Source organism: Hymenobacter cyanobacteriorum (assembly GCF_022631375.1).
Classification (GTDB): Bacteria; Bacteroidota; Bacteroidia; order Cytophagales; family Hymenobacteraceae; genus Hymenobacter; species Hymenobacter cyanobacteriorum.
Map to the genome: position 1 here is coordinate 791,648 of NZ_JALBGC010000002.1, position 18,649 is coordinate 810,296.

The window sequence follows — 18,649 nt, forward strand, 5'->3', positions numbered from 1 at the left end:
TAGCCAACAGCTGTTATTTATGCGTCTTTGCGCACGATGGCGGCGCTCATCTCGGCTTCGCACACCACCTTGCCGTTCACAAAAGCCTGGCCGCGCATTTTGGCAATGCCGCGCTTGATGGGCGCCAGCAGCTGGCAGTGGTACACGATGGTATCGCCGGGCAGCACTTTCTTGCGGAAACGGGCGTTTTCGATGCCCAGGAAATACTGCCAGTAGTTGTCGGGGTCGGGCACGGTGTTCATCACCAGAATGCCGCCCGTCTGGGCCAGGCCTTCGATTTGCAGCACGCCGGGCATCACCGGGTTGCCGGGGAAGTGGCCCGTGAAAAACGGCTCGTTCATGGTCACGTTCTTCACCGCCGTCACCACCTGGTCGTCGAGGTGAATCACCTTGTCAATCAGCAGGAAGGGGTAGCGGTGGGGCAGCACCTGCATGATGCGGTTGATGTCCATCACCGGCTCGCGGCTGGGGTCGTACACCGGCACCGGATTGGTGCGCGACTCCAACATCTTCTTCTTGATTTTCTTGGCGAACGCCACGTTGGCCGCGTGCCCGGGGCGGGCAGCCAGAATCTGGCCCTTCAGCGGGCGGCCCACTAGGGCGAGGTCGCCCACAAGGTCGAGCAGCTTATGGCGGGCGGGCTCGTTTTTATGGCGCAGGTCCACGTTATTGAGTATGCCTTCCTTCTTCACCGACACGCGCGGCTTGCCCAGCATCTTGGCCAGGTCGGTCAGCTCGTCGTCGCTCACCACGCGGTCGACCACCACAATGGCGTTGCTGAGGTCGCCGCCGCGAATGAGGTTGTTTTTGTAGAGCATTTCCAGCTCGTGCAAAAAGCAGAACGTGCGCGACGACGCAATTTCCTCACTGAACAGGCCAATATCGGTGAGCGTGGCGTGCTGCGAGCCTAGTACCGGCGAGTTGTAGTCCACCATCACCGTGAGGCGATAGTCGGTGAGGGGCAGGGCCGCGATTTCGACGCCGCGGGCATTGTCCACGTACCGAATGCTTTCCGGAATTTCGTAGTAGTTGCGCAGCGCGTTCTGCTCCTCAAACCCCACGGTTTCGAGGGCCTTGATGAACTCGGCCGACGAGCCATCCATGATGGGCGGCTCGGGGCCGGAGAGCTGAATCAGCACGTTATCCAGCTGCAAGCCTACGAGGGCCGCCAGCGTGTGCTCCACGGTGTTCACGCGGGCGCCGTTCTGCTCGATGGTGGTGCCGCGGCTCAGGTCGACCACGTTGTCCACGTCGGCATCCACCACGGGCTGGCCGGGCAGGTCGACGCGCTGAAACTTGTAGCCGTGGCCCACCGGCGCGGGGCAAAACGTCATGGTGGCCTCTACGCCGGTGTGCAGGCCAACGCCGCGCACCGTCACGGGCGCCTTAATGGTGTGTTGCTTGTCGTTCATCTGATTGGTTGTCAGTTGCTAGTTGTCAGTTGTCAGGCTGAGAAGGTCCTTAAACCTGCCAACTGACAACTGGCAACCGACAACTAATAGTCTGCAAAGCTAGGGCTTTTCCGTCTTGTTTTGGGCCTTCTCCAGCATTGCCACGCGCTGTTCGAGCTCGGGCAGGCGGCGGAAAACGATTTGGGCGCGCTGGTTTTGCTTGAAGTCGAAGGCCGTGGAGCCTTGCAGGATGGTGCCTTCCTGCTTCACATTCTTGCCCACCCCCGACTGGGCCGTGACGGTGGTTTTGTTGGCCAGTGTGACGTGGCCGGCCATGCCCACCTGGCCTGCCAGCACGCAATGGTCGCCGATTTTGGCCGAGCCCGCAATGCCGGTTTGCGAGGCAATGACGGTATGCTGGCCGATTTCAACGTTGTGGGCCAGCTGTACGAGGTTGTCGATTTTGCTGCCCCGGCCCACGCGGGTCGAGCCCAGCGTGGCGCAGTCGATGGTCGCATTCGCGCCAATGCTCACGAAGTCCTCGAGTACCACGTTGCCGATTTGCGGAATGGCTTTGTAGCTGCCGTCGGGCTGCGGCGCGAAGCCGAAACCATCGGAGCCGACCACCGCGCCGGCCTTGATGACGCAGAATTTGCCAATAACGGTATCGGGATAAATTTTGGCTCCGGCGTGGATGATGCTGCCTTCGCCAATCGTCACCCGGTCGCCGATATAGGCCTGCGGAAACACCAGCACGTTATCGCCCAACTGGCACTGCTCGCCGATGTAGGAAAACGCGCCGCGGTAGTGGCCCGGGCCAATGCTGGCACTTTCGGCAATAAACGAGGGCTGCTCGACGCCGCGCTTGCCCGTGCGGGTAGCCTGGGCGTAGAACTCGAGGAGCTGGCTGAAAGCGGTGTAGGGGTTCTCGACGCGGATGAGCGCCGGCTGCACGGCCTGGCGCAGGGCCTGCTCGCGGCCCACAATCACGGCCGAGGCGCCGGTTTCGTAGAGAAACGGCTCGTATTTGGCGTTCGACAAAAAGGTGAGCGAGCCGGCCTGGGCTTCTTCAATTTTAGCAAGGCTGGAGATGCGCTGGGTGGCGTCGCCCTCCACGGTGCCGCCGAGCACTTCGGCGATTTGCTGAACGGTAAATTCCATAGGCGGCAAAAATAGTTGTCAGTTGCTAGTTGTCAGTTGTCAGATTCGGGCCGTTTGTCGTCAAAATATCCGGCTTACTGGCCTGACAACTGACAACCAGCAGCTGACAACTAAACTATCTCCTTCGGGTAGCAGATGTAGAATTTCTCCACTCGCTGGCTCAGGGCGCGGATGTTGGGAAGGTCAGAAGCTTCCATCACGTTCACGATATCGCCTTTTTTGGTCAGGATTTCGATGGGTTCCTGGCTTTCGGCGTTGTAGGCGCTGTTGCTCAAGCGGCCCGGAATCATGAGCAGCGCGGCTTCCTCCATGGGCAGCTTGAATTTCTCGGCGATGAGTTCCTGGATGCCGAGGCGGAAATCCTCGTCGAACGGCTCGGGAGCCAGCACGATTTTGAGCAGGTTGCGGTGCAGAATACTCTTGGCCAGGTAGCTCAGCACCACGTCGCGGTGCCCGGCCCAGGCTTTGATGGCCGACCAGATGTCGTAGTCATCAAGCTCGACGAAATGGCTGAAGATTTTCTCGTTGTTTTCAAACTCGGCTAAGCTCACGGCGCGGCCCAGGAAGTAGCCCAGGCAGCTGTTGGCGGGCACCTCCACGCCTTGGCGGGCCAGGTCGCGAGCGCGCTGCACCACCCGAATGACCATCTGCTCGGCCGAAGTCACGGTTTTGTGCAGGTACACCTGCCAATACATCAGCCGGCGGCTCACCAGAAAATTCTCGACCGAGTACACTGCTTTTTCTTCGAGCACCAGCCGCTCGTCGTGCACGCGCAGCATCTTGATGAGGCGGTCGGCGCCGGGGCGACCTTCTTCCACGCCGGTATAAAAGGAGTCGCGGTTGAGATAATCGAGGCGGTCCATGTCGAGCTGGCTGCTCACCAGCTGGTGGAAAAACGGCCGCACGTAGGTGCCCTGGAACATGGCAATGGCTAAATCGAGCTTGCCCTTGAACTCCTTATTCAGGCGTTCCATCAGAAATAAGGAGAGCTGCTCGTGGGGCACATCCTGGAAAATGGCGGTTTCGAGAGCGTGGGAGAGGGGACCGTGGCCCACGTCATGCAGCAGAATGGCCGCCATCGCGGCTTCACCTTCAGCCGCCGAAATCTTCACCCCTTTGTCCTTGAGCGTGCGCAGGGCCAAACTCATCAGATGCATGGCCCCGAGCGCGTGGTGGAAGCGCGTGTGCAGCGCCCCGGGGTACACAAACCCCGTGAGGCCGAGCTGCTGAATGCGCCGCAACCGCTGGAAATACGGGTGTTCGATGAGGTCGAACAGAAACTCCGTCGGGATGGTGACGAAGCCGTAGACGGGGTCGTTGAAGATTTTCTTTTTGTTCACGATGGGAAGCGGGGCGCGGGCGGCAAAATGGAGAAATCGGGAGCGGGGCAGCAGAAAATGGCAACATTTACCGCCGTGGCCCGTCAATAGCCAGACGCGAAGCTACGGCCTGCCATTCGGGCAAATGCAACTTTGCACGGCCGAGCCGGCTTCTTTAACCGCGCGGACTTCCCGCCGTTTTCATCCGGAACGTCCGTACGTTGTCCTGGCAATCCCAACTTCAACCCAAGGTCAGCGCCAGCTAATTCCCTACGACTTCAACTCTTCACTATGCAACAAACCACCATCCTCTGGGCCGACGACGAAATCGACCTGCTCAAGCCGCACCTGCTCTTTCTCAAGGAAAAAGGCTACGACGTAACGCCCGTGAACAGCGGCGCCGATGCCATCGAGGAAATCCAGGAGAAGAGCTACGACCTCGTGTTTCTCGACGAGAACATGCCCGGCCTTACCGGCTTGCAGACGCTCACCGAAATCAAGGCCATCCGGCCCACCGTGCCCGTGGTGATGATTACCAAGAGCGAGGAGGAGCACATCATGGAGTCGGCCATTGGCGCGAAAATCGCCGATTACCTGATTAAGCCGGTGAACCCGAGCCAGATTCTGCTGTCGGTGAAAAAGGTGCTCGACAACAAGCGCCTTGTGAGCGAAGCCACTAACTCGGGCTATCAGCGCGATTTCCGCCAGCTCGGCATGCAGTTGTCCGACCGCCTCACGCCCGCCGAGTGGGCCGAGGTGTACAAGAAGCTGGTGTACTGGGAGCTCGAAATCAACGAAACCGAGGGCAAAAGCATGGCCGAGGTTTTCAACATGCAGAAGGACGAGGCCAATACCTACTTCGGCCGCTTCATCACGGAAGACTACGAGGACTGGGTGAACGGCGACGACAAAAACGCCCCGCTCATGTCGCACCAGTTGTTCAAGGAGCGCGTGTTCCCGACCCTGAAGGCCACCGGCGACACGCCCGTGTACTTTGTGCTGATTGACAACCTGCGCTACGACCAGTGGAAGGTGCTGGAGCCCATCATCACCGAGCTGTTCACGGTGGATAGCGAGGAGATGTACTACGCCATTCTGCCGACCACCACGGCTTATGCGCGCAACGCCATTTTCTCGGGCATGATGCCGAGCGAGATTCAGAAGAAGTACCCCAACCTGTGGGTGAACGACGACGATGACGAGGGCAAGAACCTGCACGAGGCCGAGTTCATGGAAATCAATTTCCAGAAGAACAACCAGAAGGCGAAGCACAGCTACCACAAGGTGACCAACCTGCAGGCTGGCAAGGACTTGCTGGGCAAGATGAGCAACCTGCACAACAATTACAAGTGCAACGTCATCGTCTACAACTTCGTGGACATGCTCTCGCACGCCCGCACCGACATGGCCATGATACGCGAGCTGGCGGCCGACGAGTCGGCTTACCGCAGCATCACCCGCTCGTGGTTCCTGCACTCGCCGCTGTACGAGATGCTGCAGACCATTGCTGAGAAAAAAGGCAAGCTCATCATCACCACCGACCACGGCACCATCCGCTGCAAGCGCCCCTACAAGATTGTGGGCGACCGCAACACCAACACCAACCTGCGCTACAAGCACGGCAAAAACCTGGGCTTCGAAGACTCGCGCGACGTGTACGTGGTGCGCAAGCCGGAAAGCATTTTCCTGCCCCGCGAGAATGTGAGCACGGCCTACGTCTTCACCATCGGTGACTATTTCTTCGCCTACCCCAACAACTACAATTACTACGTGAACTACTACAAGGACACGTTCCAGCACGGCGGCATCTCGCTGGAGGAGTGCATTATTCCTTATGTGACGCTGACGGCGAAGGGATAGTGCCGGTAATTCTAAATAAAAAAGGCTTCCTCATCGAGGAAGCCTTTTTTATTTCAATAGAATGGTTTTATAAAGGCCGTTGAAAGAAGTAGAATCTCCAGAAATTATTTTGACAACACTCCTGCTATTCCTGTAAAATAAACTGTCCGGAATATGACCAGTTCGTTTACCAATCCTAGCTGTGCTTTCGTCCAAAATCCTGATTTCTATTCCTGCTAAATTGTCCTTAATGAACAAATTGCTTTCACCAGCATAGACAGCACCGATGCCGGAATTAAATTTTATATCGGTTCCCAAAAAGCAATTATTGAATATCCGAATGCGTTTAGGTGCATTCTCGTCAAGTATTATAAGGAGTTTGCTGCGGTATTCTAGTTTGTTCATTAGCCATTCTCGAACTTCAAATAATGCTGCCAAGGAAGCTATAAATGTGCCCACAATAATTCCACCTTTTAGGATATTATTCATGTGACAAGCCTGACTGCATTAAGCTTAGAAAATGTCTGTAATTTACTTCAACTTATCCAGCGCCGCTTTCAGTCGCGGCAGGGCCGCTTGAATCGATTCCACCGTTTCGGCGCCCACCGAGGCGCGGAACCAGGGCTCCGAAGCCGGCGAGCCGAAGGCCGAGAAGGGCACCAGCGCCAGCTGGGCTTCGGCAATGAGGTAGGAGGTGAGCTCAGCGGTGGTGGTGAGCACGGTGCCATCGGGGGCGGTGCGGCCCAGCACGTCGATTTTGGCGGTGAGGTAGATGGCCCCGGCTGGTGCCACGGCATCCACCGGGTAGCCCTGGGCCTTCAACTCTTTCAGCCCTTTGAACAGGCCTTCGAGCGAGCTGTCGAGGCGGGTTTTCATGCCGGTCAGGAACTCGTCGACTTCGGCCGTCTGGGGCAGGAAATGAGCGGTAGCCACCTGCTCGGCCTTGGGGGCCCAGGCACCCACGTGGCCCAGAATGGATTTCATCTGGTTGATGATGGCGGGCGGGCCGAAGCTGTAGCCCACGCGCACGCCGGTGGCGGCAAAGCACTTCGAGGTGCCGTCGATGTAGATGACGTAGTCGCGCAGCTCGGGTCGCAGGCTCACCGGGTCGAAATGCTGGGTGTCGCCGAAAGTGAGCAGCCAGTAAATCTGGTCGTAGAGAATGTAGAGGGGCTTTTCGTCAGGGCCGCGGCGCTTGTTCTCCGCAATTACCAATTCGCAGATTTCCTCCAGGCCTTCTTTGGTGAAGACCGTGCCCGTGGGGTTCAGCGGCGAGCACAGGGCCAGCAGGGTGGCGCCGGCCACGTGCGGGGCCAGGTCGGCCGCGGTGGGCATGAAGTTGTTTTCGGCGCGGGTGGGCACGGCCACGGGTGTGGCATCCACGAGGTGGCAGTAGTGGTTGTTGTTCCAGCTGGGCAGCGGGAAGATGACACGGTCGCCGGCATCGACAATGGCGCGGTAGGTGGCGTAGATGAGCGGGCGCGAACCGCCGGCAATCAGGATGTCGTCGGGGCCGTAGCTCAATCCCTGGCGCTCCTGCAGAAACTTCGATACCGACTGGCGCAGCTCGCCCATGCCGGCGGCCGGCGGGTAGTTGGTGAGGCCGGCCTTGTAGGCATCGATAATACCAGCAGTGAGGCCGGCCGGTATCGGGAAAATCTTGGAGTCGAAGTCGCCGATGGTGAGGTTGCAGATATTCGCCCCCTGACGCACCTGCTCGCTGACCTGGTTGCCAATTCGGATGATTTCGGAGCCGCGCAGACCGGCGGCCATCTTGGAGATTTGCATAAGCTGAAAGCCCCGGCGGAATGGCCACCACGGCGCACGAAGGTAGTTGACGCTACGCTTAATGGGGAATGAATAATGAGGAATTAAGAATTGGAAAATGACCGGGTGAGTCAGAGATTCCTCATTCCTGATTAAGCCGAAGTCGTCACAATCCGCCAGCGCGGCGCAATTCATCTTCGGCCCCGGCGGCGCGCTTGCGGGCGGCGGCCACCTTGCCGTTGCCGAAGCGGTATGTAAAGGTGCCCGTCACCACCCGGAGGTCTTCCCGCTTGTAAAACGTTTCGCGAAAATTGACAAAAGTGGAAGTGAAACGGGCGGGACTGGTATAGAAAATATCGGTGGCGCCGAAACGCAGCGACCCCTGCTTGTTCCAGAAGCTTTTGAGCAGGCCGGCCCCCACTTGGCCCCGGCCCGTCGATTTTTCAAACCCCCAGATTTCGCTTGATTGGTAGTTGCCGCTGAGCTCGGCCGACCAGCCTCTGGGCAGGCTAAAGGTATTGCTGAGCGAAAGCTGACAGGACGGCTGCGCGCGATTCAGCTGCGTGCCGGCCAGCTGCCCCCGGAAACGCAGGTAGTAAAACACGCCGTTGGCGTACATCGACCACCATTTGGTGGGTTCCAGCGGGGCGGTCAGCGTCAGGGCCAGGTAGTCCTGGCTGGCCAGATTCACGTCCTGGCTCACCACCAGGCGGCCCCCGTCGGGCGAAGGCTGCGCCGTGGTGACGATGGGCTGGTCGGTGCGGGCGTAGGCCAGTGCGGTGACGAATTTCTGGCGGTACGTATGCGTCAGCTCGGCCGAATAGCTGGTCTGGGCCACCAAATCAGGGTTGCCGGCGCGGTAGGAAATGGGGTCGACGTAAAAGCGCAGCGGGTTCAATTGCCCGTAGTTAGGCCGGTCGATGCGGCGGGCCAGCGCCAACGCCAGCGCGTGCCGGGCGTTGAGTGTGCGCTGTGCCGACAGGCTCGGAAACAACTGCGTGTAGTGTCGTTCGCGGGCCGCCTCTCCGCTGAGCTCGGCCAATGTATTGGTTTGCTCGGCCCGCAAGCCAGCCTGAACAGTGGTTTGGGCCGTCGCCGTGCGTACGCTCACGTAAGCCGCGTTCACGTTTTCGGCGTAGCGAAAATCCTTCGAAATGAACGGATTAAACGTAGTCGTTCCGTTCATCGTGCTGAAAAACGCGGTGCTGTTGTCGCTGCGTACACGGGTGGCTTTTGCGCCGGCCTCGAGGCGCGCGCGATGGGGCAGGGGCTGGCTGAAATCAAGCTTCAGCGTGCCAATGGATAGGTCCACGCGCTGGTCGCCATCAAACTGGTTGACGGCGTATTGCGGCTCCAGATAATTGGCCTGCTGGGCCATGAGCCGGGTGGTGTGGTAGCGGCCGTAGTCGGCATCGAAGGTGAAGGCTGCCGCGTTGGCCGAGTCGGCCAGGGCGTGGCGCAGGTTCAGGTTGGCGCTGCCGCTGGGCCGGTCAATGTTCTGGGCCGTGACGGAGGTGTAGCGACTCAACGGACTACCATCCAGCATGCGAAACTCGCTCTGCGTGTCCACACTGTTATCGATGTGGCTCAGCAACCCGGTGAGCGACGCGCCCAACAGTGTGCGTTTCGAAAGCGTACAGTCGGCCCCAACCTTGGCCGCGTGCGAGCGCAGGTGCGACACCTGGTCGTTGAACTGCTGGCTGGCAGCGGCGGGCAGCAGGCTGGTGCCCGCGTACTGGCGGTCAAAATCATAGCGCGTGAAGTAGCGCCGCTCAGAATAAGTGTAGTTGCCGTATAGGTTCAGGTTTTTGCGGCGGTGGTTCAGAACCAGGCCGCCGGTGATGCGGCCGTAACCGCCGCGGCCTACGCTCAGCGTGGCGCTGCCATTGGTGCCCAGCCGCTGGTCTTTCTTCAGGGTGATGGCGATAACGCCGGCCCCGCCCTGGGCATCGTATTGGGCGGGCGGGTTAGTCAGCAGCTCGATGCTCTGCATCTGCTCGGCGGGCAGCGCTTTAAGGTAATCGGCTAGGTCGGCGCCGGTGAGGGGCACGCGTTTGCCATCCACCACCACCAGCAGGCCCTGGCGGCCGCGCAGGCTCAGGTTTTCCTTCCCATCGGTGCTGATGCCGGGCGCGCGGCCCAATACTTCCAGGGCGGTGGCCCCGGTGGCCAGTGGGCTGTCGGCCACGTTCACCCGCGTGCCGCCAGCTTGATGCTCATAGAGCGGTTTGCGGGCCGTCACGGTTATTTCCTTCAGGGCGGTAGCAGCGCTGGGCCGCAGGCCGATGGCGGGCAATACCAGGCCAGCCGCCGGCACCGCCAGCGCAGGGCTCCAGTAGCGCCCGTAGCCAATCTGCGCAGCCGAAAGAAGGTAGCGCCCGCCAACCAGCGCATCGAACCGAAACTGCCCCTGCACGTCGCTAAACTCGGTTTTTATCACCACCGAATCGGCGGCCCGGTGCAGGGTGAGGGTTACAAACTCTATCGGCGCGCCCGTTTCGCTACGCACGGTGCCGATGAGAGGGGCCGTTTGCTGGGCCACGCCCGCCAACGGCACCAGCCCCAGCAGGAGCAGTGGCAGCTGCCGGGTTACTAACGAATAACTTGGGGCAAGGCAATGCAGCGACGGAGTAAAGTCGGGCATAGGCGAGAAGATTGGGTAGAAATCGAGCGATTATCCCTTCACGGCCTTATTTCGAACCAGCTGCCTGGCTGAACCCGTCCGGAAAAAGTGAGCGAATTCAGCAACAGGCCATTTGTACTGAGCGAATTAAGGCGCGAAGCGGGCTATAAAGATGAGGCAGGCCCGGCGGTATTTCAAAATCTGGTACCCATTGAGTGGAACCCAGGCGGTAAATTCGCCCCATGCTGCCCTCCGTCATCGCCCTGCCCACCCTGACCGAATTGCCCAACGCCGCCGCGCAGCTCCGCGCCGCCATTGCCGAAGCCGGCTGCCCAGTAGTAGCCTTCGAAGGCGAGATGGGCGCCGGCAAAACCACGCTCATCCGCGCGCTGTGCGCCGCCCTGGGCGTGGCTGACGACGTGAGCAGCCCCACCTTCGCGCTGGTGAACGAGTACCGCGACGGCCGAGACCAGCCCGTGTATCACTTTGACTTCTACCGCATTGATTCGGAAGACGAGGCCGAGCGCATCGGGGCCAGCGAGTATTTCGATTCGGGGTATCTTTGTTTAGTGGAATGGCCTGCCCGCGTGGCGGCATTATTGCCTTTGCCCTATCTCGAAGTTCGCCTGACCGTGCAGCCCGACGAAAAACGGGTGATTGAATTGAAAATTATCAATTAAGTATCAAAAATGGCTTGTGCTGCATCTGGCGCGGTCGTTATGAATTGTTGGTAATTTTTAATTCTTCATTTATAATTTTTAATTTTCAGTAATGCCCGAGCAGCTACCTTCCGGATTTGAGTCTTTGGCCACCAGCCGCGCCTACTTCACGCAGGAGTCGATGCTGGCCGTGGAAACGCGCAAGCGCAAGCTGTTCATCGGCATGCCGCGCGAAACCTCGCTCCAGGAAAACCGCCTCGGCCTCACGCCCGAAGCCGTGCAGCACCTCGTGTCGGCCGGGCACGAAGTAGTGATGGAAGCCGGCGCGGGCGAGCCCAGCAAATACGCCGACCACGCCTATTCCGAAGCCGGCGCGCAGATTGCCTACTCCACCGAAGAGGTTTTCAAGGCCGATATTCTGCTGAAAGTGGCCCCGCCCACGCTCGAAGAGATTGAGCTGCTGCACCCCAACCAAACCCTGATTTCGGCCCTGCAAATGGGCTCAATGACGCCGGAATACATCGCCGCGCTCTCCCGCAAGAAAATCAACGCCATCGGCTTCGAGCTGATGAAGGACCCCAGCGGCGCCCGCCCCGTAGTGCGCGCCATGAGCGAAATAGCGGGTTCGACGGTGATGCTGATTGCGGCCGAATACCTGGCCCGCTCCAACGAGGGCAAGGGCATCATTCTGGGCGGTATTACGGGCGTGCCGCCGTCGCAAGTGGTGATTCTGGGAGCCGGCACGGTAGCCGAGTACGCCGCCCGCGCCGCCACCGGCCTCGGAGCCGAAGTGAAAGTGTTCGACAACCACCTTTACAAGCTGCGCCGTCTCAAGCATAACTTAGGTATGCAGCTATACACCAGTACGTTGGATACATTCGCGCTGAGCCAGCAAATCCGGCGGGCCGACGTGGTAATTGGCGCGCTGGCCGTGGAGGACGGCCGCATTCCCTTCATGGTGCCCGAGGAAATGGTGGCCAGCATGGCCCCCGGCTCTGTCGTTATCGACGTGAGCATCGACCAGGGCGGCTGCTTCGAAACCAGCGAGATGACCAGCCACAGCAAGCCCGTGTTCCGCAAGTATGACGTAGTTCATTACTGCGTACCCAACATTGCCTCGCGTGTGCCCCGCACCGCCACCAACGCCCTGAGCAACATCTTCACGCCCATTCTGCAGGAAATTAGCCAGCACGGCGGCATCAACGAGGTGTTGTTCACAAATGAGCATTTCCGCAGCGGCGTCTATATCTACCGCGGCTCGCTGACGAATGCGATGATTGCGAAGAAGTTTAACCTGCGGTATAAGGAATTGGGGCTGCTGATTGCGGTGCGGAATTAGCAGGAAAATTTAATTATGACAATGGGTATTTAAATTATGGATGCTCTATAAATCTCGTTTTTTTATTTGTGCTACTTTGTCTTAGAGTTCATACCGCAGCCACAGTATCCCGTGCGGCCGCTGCTCCACGCTAATTAATTTCAATTGCGCTGCCGGCCCCGGATTCTCGCCCTGCTCGAAAATGGTGGCGGAGGTGGCCGCGCCATCCACCACGGGGAAGTGGAGCAGGCTCAGTTCGTCAATCAGGCCGGCTTTGAGCATTGAGCCGTTGAGGTGGCCGCCGCCTTCGAGGAGCAGGGTTTTGATGGGGAAGAAGCGGGCCAGCTTGTCGAGCACCAGCGCGAAATCAAGCTCCTTCTGGCCGCCGAAGAGGTAGGAAACGCCCTGTTTGCGCAGGTAGGCGAGGTATTCGTCACTCACCTGCTCGGTGAGGACGCTGATGAGGTGGTCGTCATCAATGTGGCCGGCTTTCCAGCCCAGCTTGCCGTGGGCATCGACGGCGATGGCGAAGGACGTGGCGGTGTAGTCGGCCACGAAATCCTGGCGGTCGAGCGGATGGCTAACGGGTTGCAGGTCGGGGACCAGACCTTTGGTGAAGTCTTTTTCCATCGTCACGCGGCCGCACATCCAGGCCTCGGCCGCGAAGGTGGCGGCGGTGGCTTCGTACTCCTTGGCATTGGGCGACTTGCCCCAGCGGCTGAGAATGGTGCGCCCGTCGAGCGAGCTCATCATGTGGCAGATTACGCGGGGTTTTGAGGATTTGGGCATGGCGGGCGGCGGGTTTGGCAGTTGAAGAATGCCCCGGTTAACGAAAAGCGCCGCCGCGTGGCCAATTATTCCAGCATCAGCAGCACCTTCCACGCCTCCACCAGCCGGCCTTCGGCTAGCAACTGGCGGCCCAGATGTAGCAGCTGTTGCATTAGCTCCAAGGTGTTATTGCGGTGCTTGTTCAAGAGGTAGGCCACCATCGGCTCCGTTTGGTATTCGGCGATTTGAGTGGGCGTGGGCAGGGCGTCACGCTCGATGTTGGCGAGGCGGCCGAGTTCGTTCCCAGTGAGCACGTCGGAGGTGCGCAGGTGCGCGGGCAGCTGGTCGATGCCGATGCCGATGTGGCGATTGGGCTTGGGCACTTCAAACAGGCTGCTGCCGCTGGCCCGGCAGTACCAGTCGCCGCCGAGGCGGGCCACGGCATCGAGCTTGAATGGGTCGATGCCGGTGGCGTCGGGCAGCAGAATATCCGCCCGGAAATGGGCGCGCACCACCCGGCAGATGATGAGGTTGCCGGCCCCGTTGTTCTGGCCCAGTTCAATAATCTGCTCCACCACGCACTCGAAGGCGGCGGGCGCTTCGGCCACGCGCGGCGGGCGCACCTGCTCGGAAGCCAGCTCGGTGAGGCCGGCTTTGGTGAATTCGTTCACGCCCTTGCCGTACTCGGTGCTGGCCAGCGACATCTGCTCGACCAGCGCGTAGTCGCAGATGTTGATGACGACTTCGGGCACTTCGCGCACGTTTTGCAGGGTGTGCTTCTGGGTGTTGTCGCGCACGCGGTTGGCGGGTGAAAACACCAGAATGGGCGGGTTCGAGCTGAAGGCGTTGAAGAAACTGTAGGGGCTTAGGTTCACGCGGCCTTCGGCGTCGATGGTGCTGGCAAAGGCGACGGGGCGCGGGGCCACGGCGCCTACCAGAAACGGGTGCCACTGGGCGGGCGTGAGGTCGGCGGGGGTGAGGGAGTGGAAATCGGCCATAGGGCCGCAAAGAAACGGCGGTGGATGGAATGGTACGGAGGAATTGTCATCCTGAGCTTAGCGAAGGACCTTATTACCGTTGAACGAGCCATCCAAACGTGATAAGGTGCTTCACTGCGTTCAGCATGACAGACGCGACATGCAGCTGAGTCCCGTTCCAAAATAAATCCGCAGGTTTGCAGATTCAATCCCAACCATTTGCCCGTGAGCCAACCGCTACTTACTCCATCTACTACCACCCGCCCCGCCGTGGGCGTCTTCAGCGCCATTGTGCTGGTGGCTTCGCTGGGCAATTTTGTCGACCTCTACGACCTGGTGCTGTTTGGTATTGTGCGGGTGCAGAGCCTGCACGACCTCGGCATTACCGACCCCGCCGACGTCACCAACAAAGGCCTCTACCTGATGAACATGCAAATGGGCGGCATGCTGCTCGGCGGCTTGTTCTGGGGCATGCTGGGCGACAAGCGCGGCCGCCTCTCGGTGCTGTTCGGCTCCATTATGCTCTATTCGCTGGCCAACATTGCCAACGGCTTCGTGCAGACCGTGGACCAGTACGCTTGGCTGCGGCTGATTGCCGGCATTGGACTGGCCGGCGAGCTGGGCGCGGGCGTGACGCTGGTTTCGGAAACGCTGCCCAAGGAAAAACGCGGCTACGGCACCATGCTGGTCACGTCGGTGGGCGTGCCGGGCGCCCTGCTGGCCTATTGGGTGGGCGAGCATTTCGGCTGGCGCAATGCCTATTTCATGGGTGGCGGGCTGGGCTTGGGGCTGCTGGCCTTGCGGGCAGGCGTGTTCGAGTCGGGCATGTTCGAACACACGCGGCAGGCCGGCGTTACGCGCGGCAACTTTTTGAGCTTGTTTGCCAACCGCTTCCGGGCCTCGAAGTACCTGCGCTGCCTGCTGCTGGGCATCCCGTTCTGGTTTATGGCGGGCATTCTGATTACGCTGGCCCCGGAATTCGGCCGCGCGTTCCATCTGCAGGGCGCGGTAACGGGCGGCGCGAGCATTGCGTGGTGCTACCTGGGCTGCACGCTCGGCGATTTCACGAGTGGCGCGCTGGGGCAGCTCTTGCGCAGCCGGCTGCGGGTGCTGCGCATGTTTTTCGTGGGCAGCGCAACGGCGGTAGCGTATTTCCTGTTCGGGCTGAATGGCGCCAGTGTCTCGGCCTTTTACTTCGCGTGCTTCCTCATCGGCGTTGCGGGCGGTTTCTGGACGCTGTTCGTGACGGTGGCGGCCGAGGAATTCGGGACGAATATCCGGGCCACGGTGGCCACCACGGCTCCCAATTTCGCCCGCGGCTCGCTGGTGCTGGTGGCGCTGCTGTTTAAAAGCCTGAAGGAGGCACCCGCCCTGGGCATGGTGGGCGCGGCGGCGCTAATTGGTGCGGTGCTGCTGGGACTGGCGTTTTTCAGCGCCAGCACGTTGCCGGAGACATACGGCAAGGAGCTGGATTATGTGGAAGAGGCGTAGGGCCGTCTTGCTTGGGGTAGAGACGCAATATTTTGCGTCTCGTCATTGAACGATGACGTGTGAACGGTGCGAGTTCGGTCGTTCAACGACGAGACGCAAAATATTGCGTCTCTACCACGTTCTGCTTCCATTAATCCGATAATAAATCGCATGAAAATAATCCTTTCGGCGCTGCTACTAGGCCTGCTGCTGGGCGAAGCAAAAGCGGCACCTTCAGTCGCGCCCGCCGATACCGCCCGCCTCCACCGGTACCTGACATTTCTCACCACCACGCCGCAGCCGCGCAGCTACCAGCACCCGGCCGTGCTCAATTCAGTGGCCGCTTATCTGAGCCGCCAGCTCCGGGCGGCCGGCGCGCACTCCGTGGGCGAGCAACCCTACGCGGTACGGGGCCAGACGTACCGTAACGTGCTGGCCTCGTTTGGCCCATTGGATGGCACGCGCCTGATAATCGGGGCGCACTACGATGTGTGCGGCGAGCAGCCGGGAGCCGACGACAACGGCACCGGCGTGGCCGCCCTGCTGGAGCTGGCCCGCCTGCTGGGCCAACAACCCCGCCTCCCGAATCGCATCGATTTAGTAGCCTACACGCTGGAGGAACCGCCGTTTTTCCGCACGTCGCAGATGGGCAGCTACGTGCACGCCGCCGCGCTAAAGGCCGCCGGCGTGCCAGTACGCGGTATGGTAGCGCTCGAAATGCTGGGCTACTACGACGACCGCCGGGGTTCGCAGCAGTACCCCATCGGCCCGCTGAAACTCATCTACGGCAGCCGGGGCAACTATGTGACGGTGGCCCAGAAATTCGGCAATGGCCGGTTCGGGCGGCGCTTTGCGCGGCAATACCGGGCGACGGCCACGCTGCCGGTGAAGCGCTTCAAGGCCCCGGCGTGGCTGCCCGGCATCGACTTTTCCGACCACCTCAACTACTGGAAATTCGATTACCCGGCGGTGTTGCTCACCGACACAGCTTTCTACCGCAACCGCAGCTACCACGAGGCCACCGACATCCTGGCCCGGCTCGATATGCGCCGCCTGGGCCTGGCCGTGGATGCACTGCTGGCCACCGTACTGGGCAATGCATTTTGATAAGTAGGCTAGTAATTATTTGCTAAACTGGTATATGTTTGCTAAATAAGTGTAGCTTTGGCTGAATCCCCAAACGATTGTGCCCCATGACTGCGCCCGCCTGCCCCAAATGCAACGCCATCGAAGCCACCAAAAGCGGCGTTATCAACGAGCGGCAGCGGTTTCGGTGCCGGCAGTGCGGCTACCACTACACGGTGGCCAAAGTGGGCCGCGAAGTCGATAGCTACTACGTCATCAAAGCGTTGCAGCTCTACATTGAAGGCGTGAGCTACCGCGAGATTGAGCGCCTGCTGGGCGTGAGCCACGTGAGCGTGATGAACTGGGTGAAGAAATACGGCGTGAAAGCGCCGCGCCAGACCGATTACCATCCCACCTATAAAATACTTAATCACAAGGAGCTGGCCGAATTTTTTCAGGTGCCGGGCAACCTGAAAGGAGCCGGCATGGTGGTGACGGAGCTCGGCGATAAGTTCATGGTGATTCGCTGGGAACGGTTTCGGGCGGGGTAGGGACGCGGATATAGTTGCTTAGCAAAACGATAGCGGCCGGGTAGCTGGCGGCGCAGAAAAGGTGCTACTTCACCAAACCAACGGTTTCGGCCGGGGTGGCCACGTGCGGAACCTCTTCAGAATCTGCTTCTGAAGAAGCCTGCCAGTCGGCCGCGTTTCTGTTCCACCATCTTTCCCACCCCATGCGACACACTCGCTACGCCTTGGCCCTTGGGGGCCTGTTGCTGACCGGCACGGCTTTCGGCCAGGTTATTCCGCCCGCCACGGGCACGGCCCCGCCGCCCGCCACGCCAGCCCCGCCGCCCACGCCGGCGGCCCCGGCCAAATCGGCGGCCTACGGGCCGGGCATGAAAATAAACATCTCGCCCGACGGCTCCAAATACCTGCGCCTGATGCTCTGGACCCAAGTGTACGCCCGCTACACCGAGAACAACACCGGCACGCTGCGTGCCCCCAACCAGCCCAAGGAAAGCCAGGTCGACTTTGGTATCCGGCGCTCGCGCATGGTGCTCATTGCCCAGCTCAACCCGCGCTTTCTGGTGTATACCCACCTGGGTATCAACAACCAAAACGCAGTGAGCGGGGGCGTAGCGCCCACCACCGATGGCAAAAAGCCGCAGTTCTTCATTCACGAAGCCGTGACGGAGTACAAGGTGAACAAGTACCTGAGCCTGGGCGCGGGCCTGCACTACTTCAACGGCATCTCGCGCCTGAGCAGCGCCAGCACCACGAGCATTCTGCCCATGGACCTGCCGCTGACCAACTTCCCCATCATCGAAACCAGCGACCAGTTTGCGCGCCTGCTGGGCATCTACGCCAAAGGCCGCATCGGAAAGTTCGACTACCGCCTGTCGATGAACGACGCCTACCTCACCAACCAGACCAGCACGCCGCTTTCGCTGGGCACCACCACGGCGGCCACTACTACTACGCCCGCCGTCAGCACCGGCACCGGGGTGGCCAACTACAATCCGCAGAACACCAACCACATCTACCAGGGTTATTTCAGCTACAACTTTCTGGAGCCGGAGGCTAACCTGCTGCCCTACATGCAGGGCACTTACCTGGGCACGAAGCGGGTATTCTCCATCGGCACGGGCTTTTTGTACAACAAGGACGCCATGTATTCGCGCTCGGCGGGCAGTGCCGTTAACGTGACTTCGGCCGTGACGGCCGACCCGTTTGCCAACGTGGCGACCAACAAGCACGATATGGTGCTGCTGGGCGTCGATGCCTTCTACGACGCCCCGCTTGACACCACTTCGCGCACGGCCATCACCCTGTACGGGGTGTACTACAATTTCAACATGGGGCCCAACCATGTGCGCTTTGTAGGGGCCGAAAACCCCGGCTACGGAGCTTCGGCCTTGCGCGGCAACGCCGTGCCGCAGTCGGGCACGGGCGGGGTATTCTACGGGCAGGTGGGCCTGCTGCTGCCCAAAAATCTGCTCGGCCCCAAAGCCCGCCTGCAGCCTTACGTGGCCTATCAGCACGCCAACTACGAGGGCCTGAAAACCAGCGACGGCAGCACCAAGGGCGTGAATATCATGGACGCCGGCCTGAACGTGCTGCTCGACGGCCACAACGCCAAGGTGACCCTGAACTACCGCCCGCGCCCCGATTTCACCAACGTGAACGACGTGCAGTACCGCCCCGAAATCACGCTGCAGACGCAGGTGTTTTTGTAGGCCCGGGCCGTTGCTTGCTGCTGAATTTCTAACCCTTTTTTCTTGACTAAACG

General features: G+C 60.2%; 15 protein-coding genes. 7 read left to right on the forward strand and 8 right to left on the reverse strand.

What is annotated here, in order from left to right; genetic code table 11:
* Positions 1 to 17: 17 nt before the first annotated feature.
* The 3 genes from MON38_RS08525 to MON38_RS08535 form a co-directional block, all read right to left on the reverse strand.
* Entirely contained in the window at positions 18 to 1,412 is a 1,395-nt protein-coding gene (locus MON38_RS08525; RefSeq protein ID WP_241935738.1) for a bifunctional UDP-3-O-[3-hydroxymyristoyl] N-acetylglucosamine deacetylase/3-hydroxyacyl-ACP dehydratase, read from the reverse strand.
* Positions 1,413 to 1,511: 99 nt separating this feature from the next.
* The gene (gene lpxD, locus MON38_RS08530; RefSeq protein WP_241935739.1) at positions 1,512 to 2,552 is read right to left on the reverse strand and encodes a UDP-3-O-(3-hydroxymyristoyl)glucosamine N-acyltransferase; all 1,041 of its coding nucleotides are present in this window, start codon (positions 2,550 to 2,552) and stop codon (positions 1,512 to 1,514) included.
* A 110-nt stretch (positions 2,553 to 2,662) separates the two neighbouring features.
* The gene (locus MON38_RS08535) at positions 2,663 to 3,892 is read right to left on the reverse strand and encodes an HD domain-containing protein (RefSeq protein WP_241935740.1); all 1,230 of its coding nucleotides are present in this window, start codon (positions 3,890 to 3,892) and stop codon (positions 2,663 to 2,665) included.
* Between the two features lie 270 nt (positions 3,893 to 4,162).
* On the opposite strand from MON38_RS08535, the gene porX reads away from it, so the two are divergent.
* Positions 4,163 to 5,731 carry a T9SS response regulator signal transducer PorX gene (gene porX / locus MON38_RS08540; protein WP_241935741.1) on the forward strand — a complete coding sequence of 523 codons (1,569 nt, stop codon included), beginning with the start codon at positions 4,163 to 4,165 and terminating at the stop codon, positions 5,729 to 5,731.
* Between the two features lie 48 nt (positions 5,732 to 5,779).
* On the opposite strand, the gene MON38_RS08545 is transcribed toward porX, so the two are convergent.
* The 3 genes from MON38_RS08545 to MON38_RS08555 form a co-directional block, all read right to left on the reverse strand.
* The gene (locus MON38_RS08545; protein WP_241935742.1) at positions 5,780 to 6,199 is read right to left on the reverse strand and encodes a hypothetical protein; all 420 of its coding nucleotides are present in this window, start codon (positions 6,197 to 6,199) and stop codon (positions 5,780 to 5,782) included.
* Between the two features lie 42 nt (positions 6,200 to 6,241).
* Positions 6,242 to 7,498 (reverse strand): pyridoxal phosphate-dependent aminotransferase, encoded by a 1,257-nt coding sequence (locus tag MON38_RS08550; RefSeq protein ID WP_241935743.1) that lies wholly within the window; start codon positions 7,496 to 7,498, stop codon positions 6,242 to 6,244.
* A 145-nt stretch (positions 7,499 to 7,643) separates the two neighbouring features.
* Entirely contained in the window at positions 7,644 to 10,121 is a 2,478-nt protein-coding gene (locus MON38_RS08555; RefSeq protein ID WP_241935744.1) for an outer membrane beta-barrel family protein, read from the reverse strand.
* A 221-nt stretch (positions 10,122 to 10,342) separates the two neighbouring features.
* On the opposite strand from MON38_RS08555, the gene tsaE reads away from it, so the two are divergent.
* The gene (gene tsaE, locus MON38_RS08560) at positions 10,343 to 10,780 is read left to right on the forward strand and encodes a tRNA (adenosine(37)-N6)-threonylcarbamoyltransferase complex ATPase subunit type 1 TsaE (RefSeq protein ID WP_241935745.1); all 438 of its coding nucleotides are present in this window, start codon (positions 10,343 to 10,345) and stop codon (positions 10,778 to 10,780) included.
* Positions 10,781 to 10,871: 91 nt separating this feature from the next.
* Positions 10,872 to 12,098 carry an alanine dehydrogenase gene (locus MON38_RS08565; RefSeq protein ID WP_241935746.1) on the forward strand — a complete coding sequence of 409 codons (1,227 nt, stop codon included), beginning with the start codon at positions 10,872 to 10,874 and terminating at the stop codon, positions 12,096 to 12,098.
* 81 nt (positions 12,099 to 12,179) lie between these two features.
* Here MON38_RS08565 and MON38_RS08570 read toward each other — a convergent pair whose 3' ends face one another.
* Positions 12,180 to 12,866 (reverse strand): RibD family protein, encoded by a 687-nt coding sequence (locus tag MON38_RS08570; protein WP_241935747.1) that lies wholly within the window; start codon positions 12,864 to 12,866, stop codon positions 12,180 to 12,182.
* A 65-nt stretch (positions 12,867 to 12,931) separates the two neighbouring features.
* Complete coding sequence (locus tag MON38_RS08575; RefSeq protein ID WP_241935748.1) at positions 12,932 to 13,843, reverse strand: flavin reductase family protein; 912 nt, start codon at positions 13,841 to 13,843, stop codon at positions 12,932 to 12,934.
* 204 nt (positions 13,844 to 14,047) lie between these two features.
* Between MON38_RS08575 and MON38_RS08580 the strand changes: the two genes are divergently transcribed.
* The 4 genes from MON38_RS08580 (at position 14,048) to MON38_RS08595 (ending at position 18,596) form a co-directional block, all read left to right on the forward strand.
* The gene (locus MON38_RS08580) at positions 14,048 to 15,313 is read left to right on the forward strand and encodes an MFS transporter (protein WP_241935749.1); all 1,266 of its coding nucleotides are present in this window, start codon (positions 14,048 to 14,050) and stop codon (positions 15,311 to 15,313) included.
* 150 nt (positions 15,314 to 15,463) lie between these two features.
* Positions 15,464 to 16,399 (forward strand): M28 family peptidase, encoded by a 936-nt coding sequence (locus tag MON38_RS08585; protein ID WP_241935750.1) that lies wholly within the window; start codon positions 15,464 to 15,466, stop codon positions 16,397 to 16,399.
* An 86-nt stretch (positions 16,400 to 16,485) separates the two neighbouring features.
* Positions 16,486 to 16,908, forward strand: coding sequence for an IS1/IS1595 family N-terminal zinc-binding domain-containing protein (locus tag MON38_RS08590; protein WP_241935751.1), 423 nt, complete (start codon positions 16,486 to 16,488; stop codon positions 16,906 to 16,908).
* 182 nt (positions 16,909 to 17,090) lie between these two features.
* Positions 17,091 to 18,596: a hypothetical protein gene (locus MON38_RS08595; protein WP_241935752.1), complete on the forward strand. Its 1,506-nt coding sequence runs from the start codon at positions 17,091 to 17,093 to the stop codon at positions 18,594 to 18,596.
* Positions 18,597 to 18,649 lie beyond the last annotated feature (53 nt).

Coding starts and splice junctions, on each gene's coding strand:
- MON38_RS08525 (WP_241935738.1), bottom strand. CDS start 1,412: ATGAACGACAAGCAACACACCATTAAGGCGCCCGTGACGGTGCGCGGC.
- MON38_RS08545 (WP_241935742.1), bottom strand. CDS start 6,199: ATGAATAATATCCTAAAAGGTGGAATTATTGTGGGCACATTTATAGCT.
- tsaE (WP_241935745.1), top strand. CDS start 10,343: ATGCTGCCCTCCGTCATCGCCCTGCCCACCCTGACCGAATTGCCCAAC.
- porX (WP_241935741.1), top strand. CDS start 4,163: ATGCAACAAACCACCATCCTCTGGGCCGACGACGAAATCGACCTGCTC.
- MON38_RS08585 (WP_241935750.1), top strand. CDS start 15,464: ATGAAAATAATCCTTTCGGCGCTGCTACTAGGCCTGCTGCTGGGCGAA.
- lpxD (WP_241935739.1), bottom strand. CDS start 2,552: ATGGAATTTACCGTTCAGCAAATCGCCGAAGTGCTCGGCGGCACCGTG.
- MON38_RS08590 (WP_241935751.1), top strand. CDS start 16,486: ATGACTGCGCCCGCCTGCCCCAAATGCAACGCCATCGAAGCCACCAAA.
- MON38_RS08550 (WP_241935743.1), bottom strand. CDS start 7,498: ATGCAAATCTCCAAGATGGCCGCCGGTCTGCGCGGCTCCGAAATCATC.
- MON38_RS08570 (WP_241935747.1), bottom strand. CDS start 12,866: ATGCCCAAATCCTCAAAACCCCGCGTAATCTGCCACATGATGAGCTCG.
- MON38_RS08595 (WP_241935752.1), top strand. CDS start 17,091: ATGCGACACACTCGCTACGCCTTGGCCCTTGGGGGCCTGTTGCTGACC.
- MON38_RS08575 (WP_241935748.1), bottom strand. CDS start 13,843: ATGGCCGATTTCCACTCCCTCACCCCCGCCGACCTCACGCCCGCCCAG.
- MON38_RS08555 (WP_241935744.1), bottom strand. CDS start 10,121: ATGCCCGACTTTACTCCGTCGCTGCATTGCCTTGCCCCAAGTTATTCG.
- MON38_RS08565 (WP_241935746.1), top strand. CDS start 10,872: ATGCCCGAGCAGCTACCTTCCGGATTTGAGTCTTTGGCCACCAGCCGC.